General features: G+C 66.4%; 17 protein-coding genes. All 17 read right to left on the bottom strand.

The window, feature by feature from the left end; genetic code table 11:
- Positions 1-6 precede the first annotated feature (6 nt).
- The gene (locus AB3X99_RS38780) at positions 7-1,647 is read right to left on the bottom strand and encodes a cation acetate symporter (protein WP_368661822.1); all 1,641 of its coding nucleotides are present in this window, start codon (positions 1,645-1,647) and stop codon (positions 7-9) included.
- Positions 1,644-2,006 carry a DUF485 domain-containing protein gene (locus tag AB3X99_RS38775; protein ID WP_368661821.1) on the bottom strand — a complete coding sequence of 121 codons (363 nt, stop codon included), beginning with the start codon at positions 2,004-2,006 and terminating at the stop codon, positions 1,644-1,646. The genes AB3X99_RS38780 and AB3X99_RS38775 overlap by 4 nt, the downstream gene beginning before the upstream one ends.
- An 80-nt stretch (positions 2,007-2,086) precedes the next feature.
- Positions 2,087-3,310, bottom strand: a complete 1,224-nt coding sequence (locus AB3X99_RS38770; RefSeq protein WP_368602946.1) for an FAD binding domain-containing protein — start codon at positions 3,308-3,310, stop codon at positions 2,087-2,089.
- 1 nt (position 3,311) lies between these two features.
- A complete protein-coding gene (locus AB3X99_RS38765; RefSeq protein ID WP_368661820.1) occupies positions 3,312-3,806 on the bottom strand; it encodes a VOC family protein in 495 nt (164 codons plus the stop codon).
- A 138-nt stretch (positions 3,807-3,944) separates the two neighbouring features.
- Positions 3,945-5,078 carry an NADH:flavin oxidoreductase/NADH oxidase gene (locus AB3X99_RS38760; RefSeq protein WP_368661819.1) on the bottom strand — a complete coding sequence of 378 codons (1,134 nt, stop codon included), beginning with the start codon at positions 5,076-5,078 and terminating at the stop codon, positions 3,945-3,947.
- Between the two features lie 136 nt (positions 5,079-5,214).
- The gene (locus tag AB3X99_RS38755; RefSeq protein WP_368661818.1) at positions 5,215-6,231 is read right to left on the bottom strand and encodes an XdhC family protein; all 1,017 of its coding nucleotides are present in this window, start codon (positions 6,229-6,231) and stop codon (positions 5,215-5,217) included.
- A 211-nt stretch (positions 6,232-6,442) separates the two neighbouring features.
- Entirely contained in the window at positions 6,443-7,162 is a 720-nt protein-coding gene (locus AB3X99_RS38750) for a TetR/AcrR family transcriptional regulator (protein ID WP_368602950.1), read from the bottom strand.
- A gap of 102 nt (positions 7,163-7,264) precedes the next feature.
- The gene (locus AB3X99_RS38745; protein WP_368661817.1) at positions 7,265-8,185 is read right to left on the bottom strand and encodes a LysR family transcriptional regulator; all 921 of its coding nucleotides are present in this window, start codon (positions 8,183-8,185) and stop codon (positions 7,265-7,267) included.
- A gap of 6 nt (positions 8,186-8,191) precedes the next feature.
- The gene (locus AB3X99_RS38740) at positions 8,192-10,456 is read right to left on the bottom strand and encodes a molybdopterin cofactor-binding domain-containing protein (protein ID WP_368661816.1); all 2,265 of its coding nucleotides are present in this window, start codon (positions 10,454-10,456) and stop codon (positions 8,192-8,194) included.
- Positions 10,453-10,938: a (2Fe-2S)-binding protein gene (locus tag AB3X99_RS38735; RefSeq protein WP_254316579.1), complete on the bottom strand. Its 486-nt coding sequence runs from the start codon at positions 10,936-10,938 to the stop codon at positions 10,453-10,455. Before AB3X99_RS38735 ends, AB3X99_RS38740 begins: the two co-directional genes overlap by 4 nt.
- Complete coding sequence (locus AB3X99_RS38730) at positions 10,935-12,221, bottom strand: c-type cytochrome (RefSeq protein ID WP_368661815.1); 1,287 nt, start codon at positions 12,219-12,221, stop codon at positions 10,935-10,937. The genes AB3X99_RS38735 and AB3X99_RS38730 overlap by 4 nt, the downstream gene beginning before the upstream one ends.
- 13 nt (positions 12,222-12,234) lie before the next feature.
- Entirely contained in the window at positions 12,235-13,371 is a 1,137-nt protein-coding gene (locus tag AB3X99_RS38725; RefSeq protein WP_368661814.1) for an alkene reductase, read from the bottom strand.
- A gap of 59 nt (positions 13,372-13,430) precedes the next feature.
- The gene (locus AB3X99_RS38720; RefSeq protein ID WP_368602955.1) at positions 13,431-14,645 is read right to left on the bottom strand and encodes an MFS transporter; all 1,215 of its coding nucleotides are present in this window, start codon (positions 14,643-14,645) and stop codon (positions 13,431-13,433) included.
- 282 nt (positions 14,646-14,927) lie between these two features.
- A complete protein-coding gene (locus AB3X99_RS38715; RefSeq protein ID WP_368602956.1) occupies positions 14,928-15,887 on the bottom strand; it encodes a biotin/lipoyl-binding protein in 960 nt (319 codons plus the stop codon).
- Positions 15,888-15,912: 25 nt separating this feature from the next.
- Positions 15,913-16,113: a DUF1656 domain-containing protein gene (locus AB3X99_RS38710; RefSeq protein ID WP_254316574.1), complete on the bottom strand. Its 201-nt coding sequence runs from the start codon at positions 16,111-16,113 to the stop codon at positions 15,913-15,915.
- Positions 16,097-17,611: an efflux transporter outer membrane subunit gene (locus AB3X99_RS38705; protein ID WP_368661813.1), complete on the bottom strand. Its 1,515-nt coding sequence runs from the start codon at positions 17,609-17,611 to the stop codon at positions 16,097-16,099. Before AB3X99_RS38705 ends, AB3X99_RS38710 begins: the two co-directional genes overlap by 17 nt.
- A partial coding sequence (locus AB3X99_RS38700; protein WP_368661812.1) for an FUSC family protein occupies positions 17,608-18,465 on the bottom strand: 858 nt, incomplete at its 5' end. The genes AB3X99_RS38700 and AB3X99_RS38705, both read right to left, overlap by 4 nt.

Raw genomic sequence — 18,465 nt, 5'->3', positions numbered from 1 at the left:
AGAGGCTTACGCACCATGCGTGGCGCCCATTTCACATCTGACGGTTTGCGAATCGAACAGCATGCGCTCGCGTTGCGCGCGCGCTGAACGGTCGGTGACCGAAAAAAGCCACGTGCCCGCGAAAGCGCAGATCATCGAGAAGAGCGCGGGATATTCGTACGGATAAGCCGCGTGAGCGTGGCCGAGCACCTGCACCCACACCGTTGGGCTGAGCACGGTCAGCGCCACGGCTACGGCGAGTCCAATCGTGCCGCCCGCCACGGCGCCGCGCGTGGTCATGCCACGCCAGTAAATCGACAACAGCAGCACCGGGAAATTCGAGCTTGCGGCAATCGAAAACGTCAGGCTGACGATGAACGCGATATTCTGCTTTTCGAAAGCGAGCCCGAGCAGAATGGCAAGTACGCCCAGAACGAGGGTGGTGATGCGCGAGACGCGCATTTCGTCGCGCTCGGAAGCCTTGCCACGGCGCAGCACGTTCGCGTAGAGGTCATGCGAGATCGCGGAGGACCCCGCGAGCGTGAGACCCGCCACGACGGCAAGAATGGTCGAGAACGCAACGGCGCAGATAAAGCCCAGAAAGACGTTGCCGCCCACCGCGTGCGCGAGATGAATCGCGACCATATTGACGCCGCCGATCACCGCGCCCGAAGGCGTGTGATAGCTTGGGTCCGTCGCCACGAGCGCAATCGTGCCAAAGCCGATCACGATGATGAGGGCGTAGCCAATGCCGACGATGCCCGTAGCGTAAAGAATGCTCGTGCGCGCAGCCTTGACGTCGCGGACCGTGAAAAAGCGCATCAGGATATGCGGCAAACCCGCGGTGCCGAATATGAGCGCGAGGCCCAGTGACACGGCCGAAACCGGATCGGAGACCAGGCCGCCCGGCCGCATGATCGCGTCATGCGCCGGATGCACGGCAACCGCCTGGGCAAAAAGCGCATTGAGGCTGAAGCCAAAGCGCGCGAGCACCATGAACGCCATGAACGCCGCGCCCGCGACCAACAGCACCGCCTTGATGATCTGGATCCACGTGGTGGCGAGCATGCCGCCGAAGAACACATAAACGACCATCAGCACGCCCACCGTCACCACGGCCACGCTGTAGTGCAAGCCGAACAGCAGTTCGATCAGCTTGCCCGCGCCCACCATCTGCGAGACGAGATAAAGCAGCACGATGACGATGGAACTGGACGCCGCGAACGCACGGATCGGGCGCTGCGCGAGGCGCCATGACACAACGTCCGCGAGCGTGTATTTGCCGAGGTTGCGCAGCGGCTCCGCGATCAGGAACAGAATAATCGGCCAGCTTGCGAGAAAGCCGATCGAGTAGATCAAGCCGTCGTAGCCGCTCGTAAACACCAGCGCGGAGATCCCGAGCAGCGAAGCGGCCGACATGTAGTCGCCCGCAATGGCCCAGCCGTTCTGGAGCGCGGTGATCTTGCCGCCCGCCGCATAATGGTCGGATACGCTGTTGTTCCTGCGCGCCGCCCATTTGGTGATGAAGAGCGTGGAGGCGACGAAAACAAGGAACATGCCGATGGCCAGCGTATTGTGGCCTTGTGCGATGGACGGGGCCGGCGCCGCTTGCGCCGCGGCGGGCACGACCGACAGCGTATAACACGCGAGGAGTGCCAGGCGTTTCATGACTTCTCCCCTTTGGCGCAGGCTTCGACCATCGCGTCGTGTACGCCGTTGGCACGTGCGACATAGATGGCCACGAGCGCGAACGTGAACACGAACATGCCAAAGCCGACCGGGAGCCCCCAGGTCATCGGCTCGCCTTGCGTGATTGGCATGCCGAGCCATTTCGCGTTGAACGCGAGCGACAGGATGAACGCGAAATAAGCGCTGAGCATGAAGGCGGTGAGTCCCCATGAGAAGGCGCGGCGCTTTTTCACGAGCGCGGCGAAGCGGGGATTGCCGACCAGTGTTTGCGGGGGGGCGGCGGGCAGCGCCGCCTCTTCGGGCCCGTATGCGCCGTGAGAGGAAAGAGTATGTTCCACGTTGTCTCCGTATATGTCGTGTTTGGCTCGCGCGGCGTCGCCTGGGTATGGCATCGCCGTTGTGCGCCGTGCGTGTGTCGTCAAGCCGCCCAGGGAACGGCCGTCTCGCGCATCACCGCCTCGGGCGTGCGGTAACGTTCGGCCATCTCGCGCTCGGACTCATCCTTGAGCTGCGCCTGCATGTACGCGCCCAGGTGGCGCGCATGCTGAACGATGGCGGCCCCGAATTCCGTGCGAACGGCGCTATAGGCTTCCAGCGCAGCGCGCACGTCGGCGCCTTCGCGCAACGCCTTGACGAGTTCCATCGCATCGCCCGCGGCCTTGGTCACGCCCATTCCGCAGTGCGGGCGCGCCACGAACGCGGCGTCGCCGAGCAGGGCGATGCGGCCAAAGGCCATGCGCGGCACTTCGAGATCGAAGATGGGCTGAAAGAGCGGCTGCGCGGCTTTCGTCACGATCTCGGCGAACTGCGGCGCGAGCAGCGCATGCGCGGCGTCTTCCATGTCGGCCAGCACGTCGTCGCGAATCAGCGTGGGCGGGATGCCGCCTTCCCAGCGCTTGCCCGACGCGTCGGTGAGCATGTCGCGAAGCGCTATCTGCTCGTCGGTCGCGCGGTACCAGACGAAGTTGTAGCGCCGCTCGCCGGGCCGGGTGCTGTTGGCGTGGCCGGCCACGGGGTAGCCGAGAATCTGTTCGCGCGGGGGCAGGCAGAACGCGAACTTGTCGAAGAGCGCCGCGTGCGTGGGCGCGGAAATGGCCGCTTCATCGACCAGACCGCGCCATGCGACATAGCCCGCGTACTGCAAGGCCACGCGCGGCAAAAACTGCTCGCGAATTGCCGAGCGCAGGCCGTCCGCCGCGATCACGAGGTCTGCCGTGTGCGTCGTGCCGTCTGCCAGCGTGACGGTGGCGCGCTCGGCGTCCTCGTCCACGCGCACGACCGACACGCCGGGGTAATAGTGAGCGTCGTGGATCGAGCCGCGCAGCACGCTATACATTTTTCCCCACGCAGTGAGCACCTGAGGCATTTCGCAGGCGGAAATCAATTCGCCATCCTGATCGAATGTGGCGCGCTTGTCGACGCTCACGCCGATCGTGTCGTCAAAGCGGATGTCCGCCGCACTCAGCGCCGCGAACAGCTCCGGGTGCGTGACGATGCCCGCGCCGCGTCCCGAGAGCGCTTCCGGCACGCGTTCGAAAATCTTTACCACCCAGCCGTCACGTGCGAGCAGGTTGGCGGCGAACAAGCCGCCAAGCGAGCCACCCACCACGATCGCGGTGCCCTTCGTAGTTTTGCCGTTCATCTCAGTTCCCTGCCTTTGCCAGATCGCTTGTTTCGTTCAATGCTGCCAACGCTTTCGCCTCGCCTTGTTCGACTTCAGCGGCGGGGAAGTTCAGTTCGATGGTGACGCCCGAGGGGTCTTCCACGAAGATCTGATGCAGGCCGAGGCTCGGCACCGTGCGGTCGCGCCATTCGAGCCCTTCGGCGCGCAGCGTTTCCCACATTGCCTGCACGCCGGTTGCAAGAAATGCGATGTGATCGACGGTTCCTGTGCCGCTTTCCACCGGGGCCTTGTCTCCCAGGTACGCGGCCAGTCCCTCGGGGTTGTCCGCGTCCACGCCGATGATGTGGACGATGCCGTAGTCGGCTTCGTCGCCGCCCCGGTATAGCCACGCGCCGGGAAAGTCGAAGGGCGGGCGGTAGCCGCGCTTGAAGCCGAGCACGCGTTCGTAGAACCGGCACGAACGTTCGAGATCGGTCGCGCGGATCGAGTAGTGGGCGAGTTGGGAAATCGGCATGAGACGCTCCTCGTAATTTATCGATCGATAACTGATCGGTTGATAAATTGTAGGGAAGAACCCGCCCGATTACCAAGCGCAAACGCGCGGGTGTTTACCCTGGAGCGGGCATGCGCTCCTGGGGGCATATCGCTCGAATCAGGCGAGGCTCAGAGCATCGTGAGGGCGCAGCAGGGCGGCTCCGCGCCAGTGCGGTGCGCCCGCGCGTTCGTACTGCGGCGGGTATTGAATCGCGTCGAGCGCATCGAGGCGTTCGGCGGCGTGCCAGACCCAGCGCGGGTCGTCCAGAAACGCGCGGCCAATGGCGACGATATCGGCCTGGCCTTCGGCGATGATGGCTTCGGCCTGATGCGGATCGACGATCATGCCGACGGTTCGCGTGACGATGCCGCTGGCGGCCTTCACGTGCTCGGCGAGCGGCACCTGATAGCCCGGCGTAACCTTGATCGAGGCGTGCGTCACGCCGCCCGACGTCACGCACACGTAGCTCACGCCGCGCGCCTTCACGGCCGTGGCCAGCGTCGCCGCTTCTTCCACCGTGATCCCTCCGGGCAGCCAGTCCGTGCCGGTGATGCGAAAGCCGAGCGCCACGTGGTCGGGCAGCGCGGCGGCCACGGCATCGGCAACCTCCAGCGCGAAGCGCATGCGGTTTTCGAGGCTGCCGCCGTATTCGTCGTCGCGCTGGTTCGCGAGCGGCGAGAGGAACTGGTGCAGGAGGTAGCCGTGTGCGGCGTGGATCTCGACGATGTCGAAGCCGAGGCGCACGGCACGCCGAGCCGATTCGACGAAGTGTTCACGAACCCGGGCGATGTCGCTCGTTGTCATGGCGCGCGGCGTGTGCCAGTCCGCGGCGAAAGGAATGGCGGAAGGGGCTTCGGTCGTCCACGGCTGCTCGTTCTCGCCGAGCGCGCCGCGGCCTTCCCACGGCCGTTGCGCCGACGCCTTGCGTCCCGCATGGCCAAGCTGGATGCCCCATCGCGCGCCTTGCGGCGCGACCGCGCGTGCCGATGCCATGACGCGGGCAAGCGCCGCTTCCGTTGCGTCGTCATAGAGTCCGAGGCAGCCGTGTGTGATGCGCGCGCGCGGCTCGATGGCGGTCGCCTCCAGCATGATAAGTCCCGCGTCCGAAATGCCGAGCTGCATGAGATTCATGAGGTGCCAGTCGTTTGCTTCGCCGTTCGTGGCGCTGTACTGGCACATGGGTGAAACGGCAACGCGGTTGGACAGGCGGACCGGGCCGACATCGACGGGGGAGAAAAGCGTGCTGGACATGGCGATCCCTTTGCGTAGTGTGTGACGGTGTGGGATTCGCGCTCTCGCGAATCCCGTAACGAAACCTTACGCGGCGAGCGCCACGCTGAGAATCACGGCAAAGTGGAAAGCGACGTTGCGTGCAGCGCAATATGGGCTAGATACCGCAACTGCTCGCGCTTTGATTCGCCGCCTCTGCCTTGCCGTAGCGCACCCGCATGTGCGCGGGCACGAGCACGCCGTTTTTCGCGGCGGTCAGCTCCGCGAGTATCGATATGGCGATCTCGGGCGGCGTGCGGCTGCCGATATACAGGCCGGCGGGGCCGCTCATCCGGGCGATTTGCTCGTCGTCGAGATCGAACTCGCGCAGGCGGATGCGCCGGGCGTCGTTGTTGCGCCGCGAGCCCAGCGCGCCGATATAGAACGCGGGCGTCCTGAGCGCCTCCATCAGCGCGAGATCGTCGAGCTTGGGATCGTGTGTGAGCGCAACGACCGCGCTACGCTCATCGAGCCGCATGGCGGTCACCACGTCGTCGGGCATGTCGCGCACGAGCTTCGCTTCGGGCACGTCCCACGTGTCGGCGTAGTCGTCGCGCGGGTCGCATACGGTCACGTGGTAGTCGAGTCCCACGGCCATCCGCGCGAAGTACTGCGAGAGCTGGCCGCCGCCGATGACGAGCAGGCGGTAGCGCGGGCCGAGCACCGTGTGCAGGCGCTCGCCGTCAAAACGCAGCCCATCCGTCGCGAATGCGGGGCCGATGCGTACGGCCCCCGTGGCGAGATCGAGCGTGCGGGTCACGAGCCGCCCGGCCTGCAGGGAATCGAGTAGCTGCGGCAACTGGCTCGCAACGCCCAGGGTTTCGAGCACGAGTTCGAGGGTACCGCCGCATGGCAGACCGAAACGGTGGGCTTCGTCGGCGGTGATGCCGTAGCGCACCACGCGCGGCGCTCCCGCCGCGATTCCCGAGGCGCGCACCTGCGCAATCAGGTCGTCTTCGATACAGCCGCCCGACACGGAACCGGCCGCGAGCCCGTCGTCGCGGATCGCCAGCATCGAGCCCGGCGCCCGCGGCGACGAGCCCCACGTCTTGACGACCGTGACCAGCAAAACCCTGCGATGCTCGCCGAGCCACCGGGCCGCCGTTTTCACTACCTTCATGTTCACGCTGTCCATACGATCCTGCCGGATGATGAGGGCGCGATTCGCACGGGGCGCGCGCGAGATCGCGGGTTGTTTGCGAAGTGGAACGTGTAGCTTAAGGAGGGCGCGGCGACGCGGAATCTACGGGCAATGCAATCCCGCGTTTCGGATCGCGCAACAACATGCGAAGTAAGTGCGTCAACGCGGGCGTCATTCGCGTGAAGCGCGATGACGAACGCCAGCGTCAGGACGCCGTTTTCGCCTGTTTCGCGCGGGGCGATTTTGCCGCGGGCGCGGGCCGCAGATGCTTGAGCGCTGCCGGAACGCCGTTGAGGAAGGCATCGATCTGCAAGGCAATCTGGGCTTCGAGGTCGTCGGGAACCGGCAGCCCGTAAATCCATTTGCGCACGCCGATATAGAAAATGCTGGCGTGCAGGCTCCAGATCAGTTCGAGATCGGCCGCGCGTTGCTGCGCACTGTTCGCGGGCTCGACGCCGTAAGCCTCGCGAATCTCGTTCATCACCGGAACGAACACGCGCTCGCGCAGGCGCGCGAGGTATTTCGAGTTGATGCCTTCCTTGGTCAGCCCCGCGAAGATGAAAATACGGATCCACTCGCGGCGCAGGATGATGCGGGAATAGCCGTGATAAAACGTGACCATGCGCTCCTGAATGGGAATCGAGCGGTCGAGAATCAGCTTTTCCCACGACGAGTCCCATTGGTAGACCTCGTCGTACACGCGGTCGATGAGCGCTTCCTTGCTTGGGAAATAGCGGTAGAGCAGGGGTTGCGTGACCCCGAGCTGACGCGCCAGTTCGCGCGTGCTGCCCGAAAAGCCGTGCGTGGCGAAGTGGTCGACAGCCTTGAGCAGGATCTGCCGCTCGCGCACTTCGGGCGCGAGGCGGCGCGCCGTGGCCGGTTGCGCTTGCGGCGTCGCGGCTTCCTCCGTTTTCTTTCGCGGCATGCTGGATCACCACTGGTTGCGTCGTGGGGATCATACAAAGATTGTCCGCCGATGGCTAGCAGGCGCCATGCCTCGCTCTCCGGTACCCATGTGAGCGCGCGCTCATGAAAGACGCTGCCCCTGCAACGCCGGAATGCCCGCGTAGAGCGCCGAGAGCCATTCGATGAACACCTTCAGCTTCGGTGGCATGTGGCGATTGGGCGGATACACCACGGAAACCGGTCGTGGCGGCGTGTTGAACTCGGCCAGCACTTCCTGCAACCGGCCGGCGCGAATCGCGGGCTCCACGAGGTAGAGCGACGTTTTGACGAGGCCGAGACCGGCGAGCGCGCACTCGACCTGCGCGTCGGCGTCGCTCACTGCTATCGCTCCGCGCATGGGCACCGTGCGCCACGCGCCGTCCACCACATACTCCCAGGGGCGCGGGCGCCCCGTGTCCGCCGATACGTAGGCGACGGCGCTATGATGCGTCAGGTCGTCCACGTTCTCGGGCGTGCCGTGCCGCTCCAGGTAGGCGGGCGTCGCGCAGGTACAGGTGGACATGCTGCCTATGCGTCTTGCCACCATGGCGGAGTCCGGTAATTCGCCCACGCGCACGACGCAATCCACGCCTTCGCCCACGAGGTCCACCTGGCGGTCGGTGACCGCCAGGTCGATCGAGATGTCGGCAAAGCGGTCGACGAACTCGGGCAGAGCGGGAATCACGACGCGTTTGGCCATGGCCGTCGGCATATTGACCCGCAGCTTGCCTCTGGGCGCAACACGCGCGCGTGACAGCGAGGCCTCCATGTCATCGATCTCGCCCAGTACCGCAACGCAGCGCTGATAGTAGGTGCTGCCGTCTTCCGTTGGCGACACACGGCGCGTGGTGCGGTTGAGCAGCTTGCAGCGCAAGTGCTGCTCCAGTTGCCGCAGGAGCGCGGAAACGCGCGGCGTAGTGAACCCCGTGAGTTCGGCAGCGCGGGTGAAGCTGCCGGTTTCGACGATGCGTGCGAACACGCGCATCGACAATAGCGTATCCATGGTCGTTCACACCTCGATGAGCTTGCGCAGCGAGTCGCCGGCCAGCGGCATGTCGCGAACGCGCTTGCCGCTCGCGTCGAACAGCGCGTTGCCGAGCGCGCCGGCGGTCGGTCCCATGGCCGCTTCGGCCGCGCCGAGAAAGGGGGCGCCGGGGCGGTCGATCAAGTGCACGTTGATCTGTTTCGGTACCGACGAGTAGCGCAGGATGGGGTACGTGCCCCAGTCGAAGCTGCGAATGCGCTGTGTGTCGAATTGCAGGGACTCGTGCAGTGTCCAGCTCGCAGACTGGATGATGCCGCCCTCGATCTGGTTGCGGATGCCATCGGGATTGACGATCTGCCCGCAATCGACCGCCGCTTCCGCGTGTTCGAGCGTCACCTGGCCCGTCTCCGGCTCGATCGAGATTTCAACGGCAACGGCCACGTACCCCATGAGGTTCTTGTACTTGGCGAATCCGAAGCCCACGCCATGATTGCGGGCGCGCGGCGCGCGCGGCCAGCCGAATTGTTTCGCGGCGAGCTTGATGACATCCTTCGCGCGCTCGTCGTCGAGATGCCGCAAGCGGAACTCGACGGGATCGAGGCCGGCCATATGGGCGAGGTCGTCCATCGTGCTTTCGATGGAGAACACGTTCATGTGCGCACCGAGCGATCGCATGGCCGAGGTTTGCAGCGGCATGGTCGGCGAGAAGTTGTTCATCACGTAGATGTTCGGCAACACGTAAAGCGGAATGCCGTTGCGGTCGCCGCCGCCTTCGGGTTGCAGCATCGGGGTGGACGGCGCGGAGACGAATGGCTTTTCCAGCATGCGCGCGGGCAGCAGACGCCCCGCGTTGACGATGCGCTCGTTGTGCGAGCTGCTCCACAGCGCGTAGTTCCAGTCGACAATGCGGCCGTTCGCGTCGATCGCGGCTTTCACCTCCGTCACCATGGCGGGGGTGTAGTGGTCCCAGGTATGTTCCTGTTCGCGCATCCATTGCACGCGAACCGGATGGCCCGGCATGGCCGCGGCGATCAGCGCCGCATGGGCGGCGACGTCGTCGGCGCCGTTGTGGCCATAGCAGCCCGAGCCTTCCACGTGTACGCAGCGCACCTGCATCTTGGGCAGCGAGAGCATTTCGGCGAGCGCCTCTCGCAGTGGATACACCCCTTGCGAATGCGTCCAGACGGTCATCTGCGTGCCGTCGAACAGGGCGACCGAGCACGACGGACCGATCGAGCCGTGCATCATGTAGCGCTTCGTGAACTGTGCGCTGAGCGTCGTGACGGCGGGCGCCATGGGCGCGTGGTGATCCGCGATCTTGATCGGCTCCGTCGAGATGACTTTCAGGTCGCGATGCACCGTGTGCGGATCGGGCAGCGCGCGGCCATTCGTCCAGGTGCTGCCCGCGGCGAGCGCGCGTTGCGCCTTGACCGCTTGCCATTCGCCTTTCGCCACGACGGCCAGCATGCTGCCGTTGCGCACGATCTTGACCACGCCCGGCATTTTCATGACCGTGGCTTCGTCATACGCCATGAGGCGTGCGTCGTAGACCGGCGGCATCACCACGCGCGCGTGCAGCATGCCCGGCAACGCCATGTCCTGAACGTAGCTCATGCCGCCGGTGACTTTCGAGGGGATATCCACGCGCGGCAGCGAGGTTCCGATTACGCGGAACGTTTTCGGGTCCTTGAGCGGCGAGGCGGGCGTGGCGCTGCGATGGAGATTGACGAGCCCGACGGCCTCGCCATAGCTCATCATTCGGCCGTCGCGCGCGCGGATCACGGCGTTGTTCGCGACGAGCGTCGCGCTGTCCACGTCGAAGTGCTTCGCGGCGGCTTCCACAAGATGTCCGCGCACCTGGGCGGCGGCGTTGAGCAAGGCCGTGCCGCTATCCGCGATGGTGTGGCTGCCCGCGGTCAGGCCTTCGTCGGGCGACGCGCCGGTGTCGGCGGTCAGGAAGGTGATGAGCGCGGGCGCCATGTTCAGTTCTTCCGCCGCGACCTGGAGCAGCGCCGTGCGCACGCCCGTGCCGAGTTCGACCTTGCCCGTGAATACGGTGACCTTGCCTTCGGGCGTGATCTTGATCCACGCGTCGAGCATCGGGTTGGTCTTGAGACTGCCCGCGAGCGCCTGGGTCTCCTTCGAGACATGCACCGCCGCGCCTTCGTCGGCGATCACCTCCTGGGCGAACGCCTTTGCGCCCGGCGCCATGCTGAAGGCAACGAACAGCGCGCCCGAAATCATGAAGTGGCGGCGGCCTTCGTCGACGAAATCGTCCTGGTGGCTCATCGTTGCGCCTTCGTTTCGGTGTGGGGTTGAGCGATGCCTGCAACTTCGCGCACGGCTGCGAGAATGCGCATGTGCGTGCCGCAGCGGCAGAGATTCGGCTCCATGTGATCGCGCAGTTCCTGCTCGCCTGGGTGCGGGTTCTTGTCGAGCAGCGCCTGGGCGCGCATGATCATGCCCGCGATGCAATAGCCGCATTGCGCCGCCTGGTGCTTGATGAAGGCGTTCTGCAAGGCTCCGGGATGCGCGGCGCTGCCCAGTCCTTCGAGTGTGCGTACGGGGCGCGCGCCAATCGCGCTCACCGGCACGAGGCAGGAGAACGTGGCCTCGCCGTCGACGATCACCGTGCACGCGCCGCATTGACCCAGGCCGCAGCCGAACTTCGCGCCGTGCAGTTCGAGATCGTTGCGCAGTGCATACAACAGCGGCGTGGACGGATCGATATCGAGCGTGTGCGGGACGCCGTTGACATTCAGGGTAATCATCGCGCACTGTCCTCCTTTCTGAGCTTGGCGACGAGCGGGGTGGCGTCGGGCCACGCGGGTTTCGCGGACCACGTTGCGCGCACGTAAGCGAGGAGATCGGCAACCTGCCGGTCGTCATAAACGCCGCTGAATGCGGGCATGTAGTTCATCGCGTCCTCGCCGTGCCAGTTGATGCCGTTCAGGATCATCTGGATCGCGTTGCGCGGCGTGTCGGCGTTGACGGCCGTGCTGAAGGCGAGCGTGGGGCGTTCGCCGATCGTCTGCATGGGCGAGCCGTTGCCGTGGCACTGCGCGCAGGATGCGGCGAACAGCACCGCACCGCGTTGCTCGGCCGGTGTAGCCTCATGCGAGGTGCTCGTCGCGACCGTTGGCGACGGATGCGGCGGCTCGCCCTTTTGCAGCGACAGGATGTACGTGGCGATCGCCTCGACGTCCGACTGCGGCACGGTTGCGAGGTCGCGCGTGACGGGCAGCATCGGGCCCGCGGCCGCGCCATGCTCGGAGGCGCGGCCAGTGCGCAGGTACGTGACGAGCTGCTCGCGCGTCCACGGCCTCGATGCGCCGTAGAGCGCGTTGAGGGGAGGCGCTTCCCAGCCGTCGACAATGCCGCCGTCGAACGCCTGCCCCGACTTTTCTCCGCCAATGGCGTTGAGCGGCGAGTGACACGACGCGCAGTGGCCGAGCCCGTCCACCAGCAGCTTGCCGCGGTTCCATTGCGTGCCTTGCGCCGGGTCCGGCTGGAGCGGGCCGGGGCGCAGGAACAGCACATTCCAGAAGGCCACGAGCGGGCGGAAGTTCAGCGGAAAGATGAGTGCGTTCGCGGGCACGGTGGCCTGCACCGGCTCGCGGCTCATCAGATAGGCGTAGGCCGCCGAAACATCATGGTCGGTCATGTGCGTGAAGTGCACGTACGGAAAGGCGGGATAAAGCTGGTGCCCGTCGCGCGCGATGCCGTGGCGCAGGGCACGGGCGAACGCAGCCTCCGACCAGTTGCCGATGCCCGTTTGCGAGTCGGGCGTGATGTTCGTCGCGTAGATCGTGCCGAACGGCGTGGCGAGCGGCAGGCCGCCCGCGAACGGCTTGCCGTTCTTCGCGGTGTGGCACACCACGCAGTCGCCCAGGGCGACAACGCGCGCACCTTCCTGCTTGAGCTGGGCGTCGAAGCTGTCGGGGGCTGGGGGCGTGATGGGCGCGATGGCAGGCTCGTACATGATGGCGCCCGCCACCGCCAGCCCCACGACCGCGAGCGCGCCAACGGCCAGCACAATGTGTTTGCGATTCATGCAATCTCCTCGTTCACGAGGGGAGGGCATTTGCCGCAGCCGGTTCGCCGGAGGGGGCGCCATGCGGCGGGTAATCGACATAGCCGACGTTGTCCCCGCCATACCAGCCCACCGGGCGCGGCGCGGCCAGTTCGACGTTCGCGGCGATGCGCTCGACGAGGTCCGGGTTCGCGATATACGCGCGGCCGAACGCGACGAGATCCGCGTCGCCCGTGGCGATCAGGCGATCAGCCGCCGCAGGCGTGATGGAGCCGTTGAGCATCAGCGTCCCCTGGAACGCGGGGCGCAGGGTCTCGATCATGCGGGGCAAGTCGGGTTGGCCGCTCCAGCCGTTCGTGTCGGCCGCATGCAGATACGCAATGCCCGCTTCGTCGAGCATCCGCGCGACGTAGGCGTAGGTGCCATCGGGGTCCGCGTCGCGCACGTTGTTGTAGCCCGCATACGGCGAGACGCGCACGCCCACTTTGGCGAGCGGCATGACTTCGCCCACGGCCTTGACGACTTCGGCGAGAAAGCGCGCGCGGTTGGCGAGCGAGCCGCCAAATTGGTCGTCGCGCGTATTCGTTGTCGATGAGAGGAACTGATGCAGCAGATAGCCGTTGGCGGCGTGGATTTCGACGCCATCGAAACCGGCGGCGAGCGCATTGACGGCGGCGCGCTTGTACTCGGCGATGGCCTGGATGACTTCGTCGGTCGTCATGGCGCGCGAGGGCGTGGCGTGGATCTTCGTGTAGTAGCCGTTTTGCAGTTGGCCCCACACCTGCAGTTGTTCGAGGTCGTCGTTGAGCCCCGAGGGCGAGAGCGGCTGATTGCCGTCGAGCAGCGCCATCGAACTGACCCGGCCGCTATGCCAGAGTTGCGCGAAGAGGTGGCCGTGCTTCGCGTGCACCGCTTCGGTCACGGGCTTCCAGGCCGCTACCTGGGCGTCGGTCACGAGGCCCGGCGCGAGTTCGAACGCGGCGGAGTGCGGGCTGACGTTCGTCGCCTCGCTGATCAAGAGGCCCGCCGACGCGCGCTGCGCGTAATACTGCGCCATCAGCGCGGTGGCTTCGCCGCGATGCGGCGCGCGGGCGCGCGTCATGGGCGCCATCGCGACGCGGTTGGGCAGCGCGAGGCCGGACAGATCGTAAGGAGTAAGCAAGGACGACATGGCGAGTTTCCTGTGGGGGCACGTTCTCGAAATTGAACTGCGGGTACGAACTGCGCGTTCTATCGGCTGCTGCGCACGTGGGCGCGTCCGACAAACAGAAAGTGGACGAACGCGATGAGCGGGAAAACGAGGGCAACGCTGGCAACGAGCGTCCATCCGCCGCGCTCGAACAGCGTGCTGGCGAGCGCCGAGCCGATCGCGCCGCCCACGAAGATGCTCGTCATGTAAAGTGCGTTGAGGCGGTTGCGGCTCGACGCATGCAGGGCATAGATCTCGCGCTGGCCGAGCACCATGTTCATTTGCACGGCGAAATCGAGCGTGATGCCGGTGACGACGAGGCCGAATACGCCCCATGCGGGATGCACGAGCGCGGGCAGGAACGACAGCGCGGCCGTGCTCAGGGCGACGAGCGTGGCGCGCACGGAATGACCGGCGTCGGCAAGGCGTCCCGCCACCGGTGCGGAGGTGGCGCCGATCGCGCCCACGAGTGCGAACAGTGCGATCTCCGACTGCGTGAGGCCGTACTGACGCGTCAATTCGATCGGCACCGCCGTCCAGAAGAGGCTGAACGTGGCGAACATGAGGCCTTGGTAGAGCGCCCGGTGACGCAGCACGGGCAGGCTGCGCGTAAGCGCGATGAGCGAGCCGAGCAGTTCGAGGTAGGTGGCGCGATGCTCGGGACGGCGCTGCGGGATCGTGAGCGCGAGCACGGCCGTGACGAGCGCCATCAGAACCGCGGCGCCGCCGAACACCACGCGCCAGCCCAGGTGGTCGGCGACCACGCTCGCGAGCGGGCGCGAGAGCAGCACGCCGAGCAGCAGGCCGCCCATGATGGTGCCGACGATGCGTCCGCGCGAGTGGTCGGGCGCGAGGTGCGCCGCGAGCGGAATCAGGATCTGCACGGCGACGGAGCTGAAGCCGATCAGAAACGAGAGCACGAGAAACCAGCTCGCCGAATGCACGACCGAGGCCGCCGCGAGGCTCGCGATCGAGACCAGTGCGGTCGCGATCATGAGCTTGCGGTTTTCCAGCAGGTCGCCGAGCGGAACGATGAAGAACAGCCCGAGCGCATAGCCGATCTGCGTGAGCGAGACGACGAGGCTCGCGGTGTCGCCGGACATATGAAGCGAGGTGCCGATCAGCAGCGTGATCGGTTGCGCGTAGTACAGGTTCGCGACGATGGCGCCGCAGGCGAAGGCGAACAGCGCGACGAGTCCCGACGTGAGCCGGACCGTTTCGCTTTTGCCGCCGAGGGTCCGTGAGGGCGTGGACATGCTAACTCCTTGAACGATGGCCTCCCGGTCTGGCGAGGCGGGACCCCGTATTCGCCGCCGGCGACCTCTGGCGCGGATAAAGGGCAACATTTGTCAGATCGGAAGGTTAGAAGAGGCGCCAGCCCTGCGGAAGCCGGACGCCACGCAACCCCACGTTGCAAAAATCGCAATGAAAACGCGGTTTCAGGCGCAGTGTGCGCACGCCGGAAAGCTTGTGTTTGCGCGCTGCGGCCCGCTTTGCGGATTCGCACGATGCCGGTTGGGCATGCGTTGCGTGAGCCGTTAGGGCCGCGCCGACGGCGTGAGTGTCACGGTGCAGGTCATGCCCATGGCAAGCTTGACGCCATCGGGAACACGGTCGAGGTGAATCCGCACGGGCACGCGCTGCGCGAGGCGCACCCACGTAAAGATCGGATTGACGTCGGCGAGCAGGTCGCCGCGGCTCGTGGGGTTGTCGCGATCGGCAATGCCGCTGGCGAGGCTCTCCACGTGTCCATCGATCGGCGTGCCGCCCGAGAGCAGACGCACCTGCGCCGGGTCACCCACCCGCACCGAAGGCAGTTTCGTTTCCTCGAAATAGCCGTACACCCAAAAGGAATGCGCGTCGATCAGCGCCACGCGCGCGACGCCCGCGCTCGCGAAGTCGCCGGGGTACAGGTCGAGGTTGGTGATATAGCCGTCGGCGGGGGCGTGCGCCTCGCTGCGCGCGAGGTTGAGCACGGCCGTGCGCTGCGCAACCTGGGCCGCCTTCACCTGCGCCTGCGCCGACGCGTACGCTGCCGCCGCGCCTTCATAGGACGATTGGGATTGCAGGGCGAGCGAATCGGCGTCGGCGCGGTTTTCCTCGGAAATCGCGTCGCCAGCGAGACTTGCGCGGCGCGCGGCCTGGGCGCGCTTCATCCCGTACTCGGTCTGGGCCGCCGCCATGCGCGCCTTCGTTTCGGCGAGTTGCGCCTGGGCGCGCTGGAGGTCGGCATCGGCCTGGGCGATGGCGTACTGAAAGCGCGCCGGGTCGAGCACGAACAGCACGTCGCCCTTGTGCACGTACTGGTTGTCGCGCACGCGCACGTCGCTCACGAGACCGGACACGTCGGTTGCGATCTGCACGACCTTGGCGCGCACGCGTCCGTCGCGCGTCCAGGGCGAGAACATGTAGTCGAGCCACAGCGCTCGCACGAGCGCGATGGACACGGCGAGCAGCACGAGCGTGGTGGCGGCGCGCAGGAGGGTTCGGGTATTCATCGTGGGTCACACAGTGTGGGCGCGGTCACTGACGCAACAGCAGTGACGCGCCGCTGAACAGCGCCGCGAACAGTGCGACGCGAAAGAGGCCAGGATGCCAAACGAAGCGATACAGGCCGAGCCGCGCGAACGCGAGATCGAGCGCGACGAACAACAGCGCGCAGGCCGCGAGAATGGGCAGCAAGCCCGGCACGAGCAGCGAAAAGCACTCAATCTCGCGCGGCATCGCTCGCTCCTGGATTGGGTCGGGCTGAATTCACGGAGCGCGCGGCGTCATAGCCGCCGCCCAGCGCGCTCATCAGCAACGCCCACGCGTCGAGCCGCTGCGCCTGCACCTGCGCGAGACTCTGCTCCTGCTGCAACTGCGTGTTCTGCGCGGCCAGCACGTTGAGAAACTCGCTGATGCCGCTGCGGTAGCCCGCGTCGGCCAGGCGGTATGCCGTACGCGCGGCGTCGAGCGTCGACTGGGTCGAGGCCTGCTGATCCTCCAGCGCGCGCAGCGACACCGCCTGCACGGCCACGTCGCGCATCGCGTTCACGACCGTGCGGTTGTAGACGTCCACGGCGGCGTCGCGCGACGAGACCGCCACGCCGTACTGACCGCGCCGGCGTCCGCCGTCGAAAATCGGCAGCGAGATCGCCGCGCCGACGCCATGCCCGATGCCGTCGCTATTGAGGAAGTTGAAGAAGCCGCCGAAGGTGGCCGCCGAACCGAGCGAAGCCGTCGCAAGCAGATTGATGTCGGGATAGAAGTCGGCGTGCGCGGCGTCGATGCGCTTGTCCGCTTCGAGCACGCGCCAGCGCGCCGCCACGACGTCCGCGCGATGACCGACCAGCTCCGCCGGCAACGCATCCGGCAGCGCGAGCGGCACGCTCAGGGCGAGCGTTGGCCGCGCGAGCGCGTCGCCGTAACCGGGGCCTTTGCCGCACAGCGCGGCAATCGCGAGACAATCCAGCGCGATTTGCTGCTGCGCGCGTTGCAGGCGCGTCGCGCTCATGGAGAGCTGCGTTTGCGCCTGGGTCGCTTCGAGGCGGCTGCCGATGCCCGCGCGCCAGCGCTGCGTCGCGATCTCGAAGGTGCGCCGCTCCTCGTCCTGAACCGCGCGATACACGTCGGCGAGCGCGTAGTCGAGCGAAAGCTGGACATAGGTGCGCACGACGCTGGTTTGCAGTTCGACCATGGCAAAGCGCGCGTCGGCGGCTGTGGCGTGCAGATTGTCGAGCGCGCCCGCGCGGATCGCACGCTGTTTGCCCCAGAGATCGAGGTCGTAAGACAGCGTCGCGCCGATGTCGTTGCTCCACACTGTCGTGCCTCCCGGCGGCGCGGGCGTGGTGTAACGCGCGTAGCGGCGGCGCTCCAACGAGCCGTCCATGTTCGCCTGCGGCAGTGCGCTCGCCCCGGCGATTTCCGTCTGGAAGCGCGCGGCCTCCACCCGCGCGGCGAGCGCTTGCAGGTCGGGATTGCCCGCCGTGGCGTCGCCCACCACGCGATCGAGTTGCTCGTCGCCCCAGTGCCGCCACCAGTCGTCTGGCGGCCATTGCGCATCGGCTTGCGTCTCGCGCAAGGCGGCGCCGGGATCGAGCGTGCTTGCATCGACCATCGTCGCGTGCGTGTGGATGCCGCCGCTGTTGATGCACCCGCCGAGCAGGAGCGCCGCCGACACCTCCGCCGCGAATGCGACTGTGCGCCGACCGAAAAAGGACAGCACGGTACGCGTTTTCATGCGGAACGCTCCGTGTGCGCCCAGAGTGCGAGCGCGTCGTCGCGCAGCCCCAGTTCCGTGAAGTGCAGCAACGCCTGCATGCGGCAACGAATGAGCGCTTCGTGATCGGCCGGGGCGTCACCCTGCGCATTCGGGCCCGGATCGATGCCCGGCGGCAGCGCCGCGAGCGCTTCGTCGGTGGCGGCGAGCGCACGTCTCGCGCGCTCGGGCGCGGGCGCATCGAACAATTCGGCCAGCGCCTGGAGCCACGCTTGCAGACGATCGGCCCACGCCGCGGGCAGCGAGTCGCCAAGCTGCTGCGTGTCGAGGCGCATCAGGATCATCGCGCGGCCCGCTTCGAGCACGGCAAATGCCCACGCGATCATACGCTCGCGATCCACGCGCGGATCGGCGGGCGCGGAGGCGATCTGCATGATGCAGTCGCGCACTTTCTGTTCGAACGCGTAGAGCAGATCGTCGTCCAGTTCGCCGTCGCGCGCGTCGCTGGTAATGAGGGCGCGCACGTCCGCGAGGTAGCGGCGCGCAATCCATTCGCCCGCGCGCGGCGCGAGCACGGAAAACGCCACGGCGGCGGTGGCGATCCCGCACAGCAGCGCAAAGCCCGTGTCGAGATACGCGCTCGGGTTATAGACGGCCGGATTCGAAATGCCGACGATGAAGCAGAAGTAGATGTTGAAGCCGAGCCCTAGTACGGCCGTCCTCGGGAACGTGTTGAGGTAGCCGCCGACCATCACGACGATGGCGGTCGCCGCCGCAAGCAGCGTGAAGGTGCCGAGATGGGGCAGCGCGAAAAAGCTGAAGCCGAAGCCGGTGAGCCAACCCGCCAGACAGCCCATGAAGATTTGCCACGCGGC

Source organism: Paraburkholderia sp. BR10882 (genome assembly GCF_040948855.1).
GTDB classification, from domain to species: domain Bacteria; phylum Pseudomonadota; class Gammaproteobacteria; order Burkholderiales; family Burkholderiaceae; genus Paraburkholderia; species Paraburkholderia nodosa_A.
Note: the sequence above shows the minus strand (reverse complement) of the source record. Positions and strands in the feature narration are given on the sequence as shown.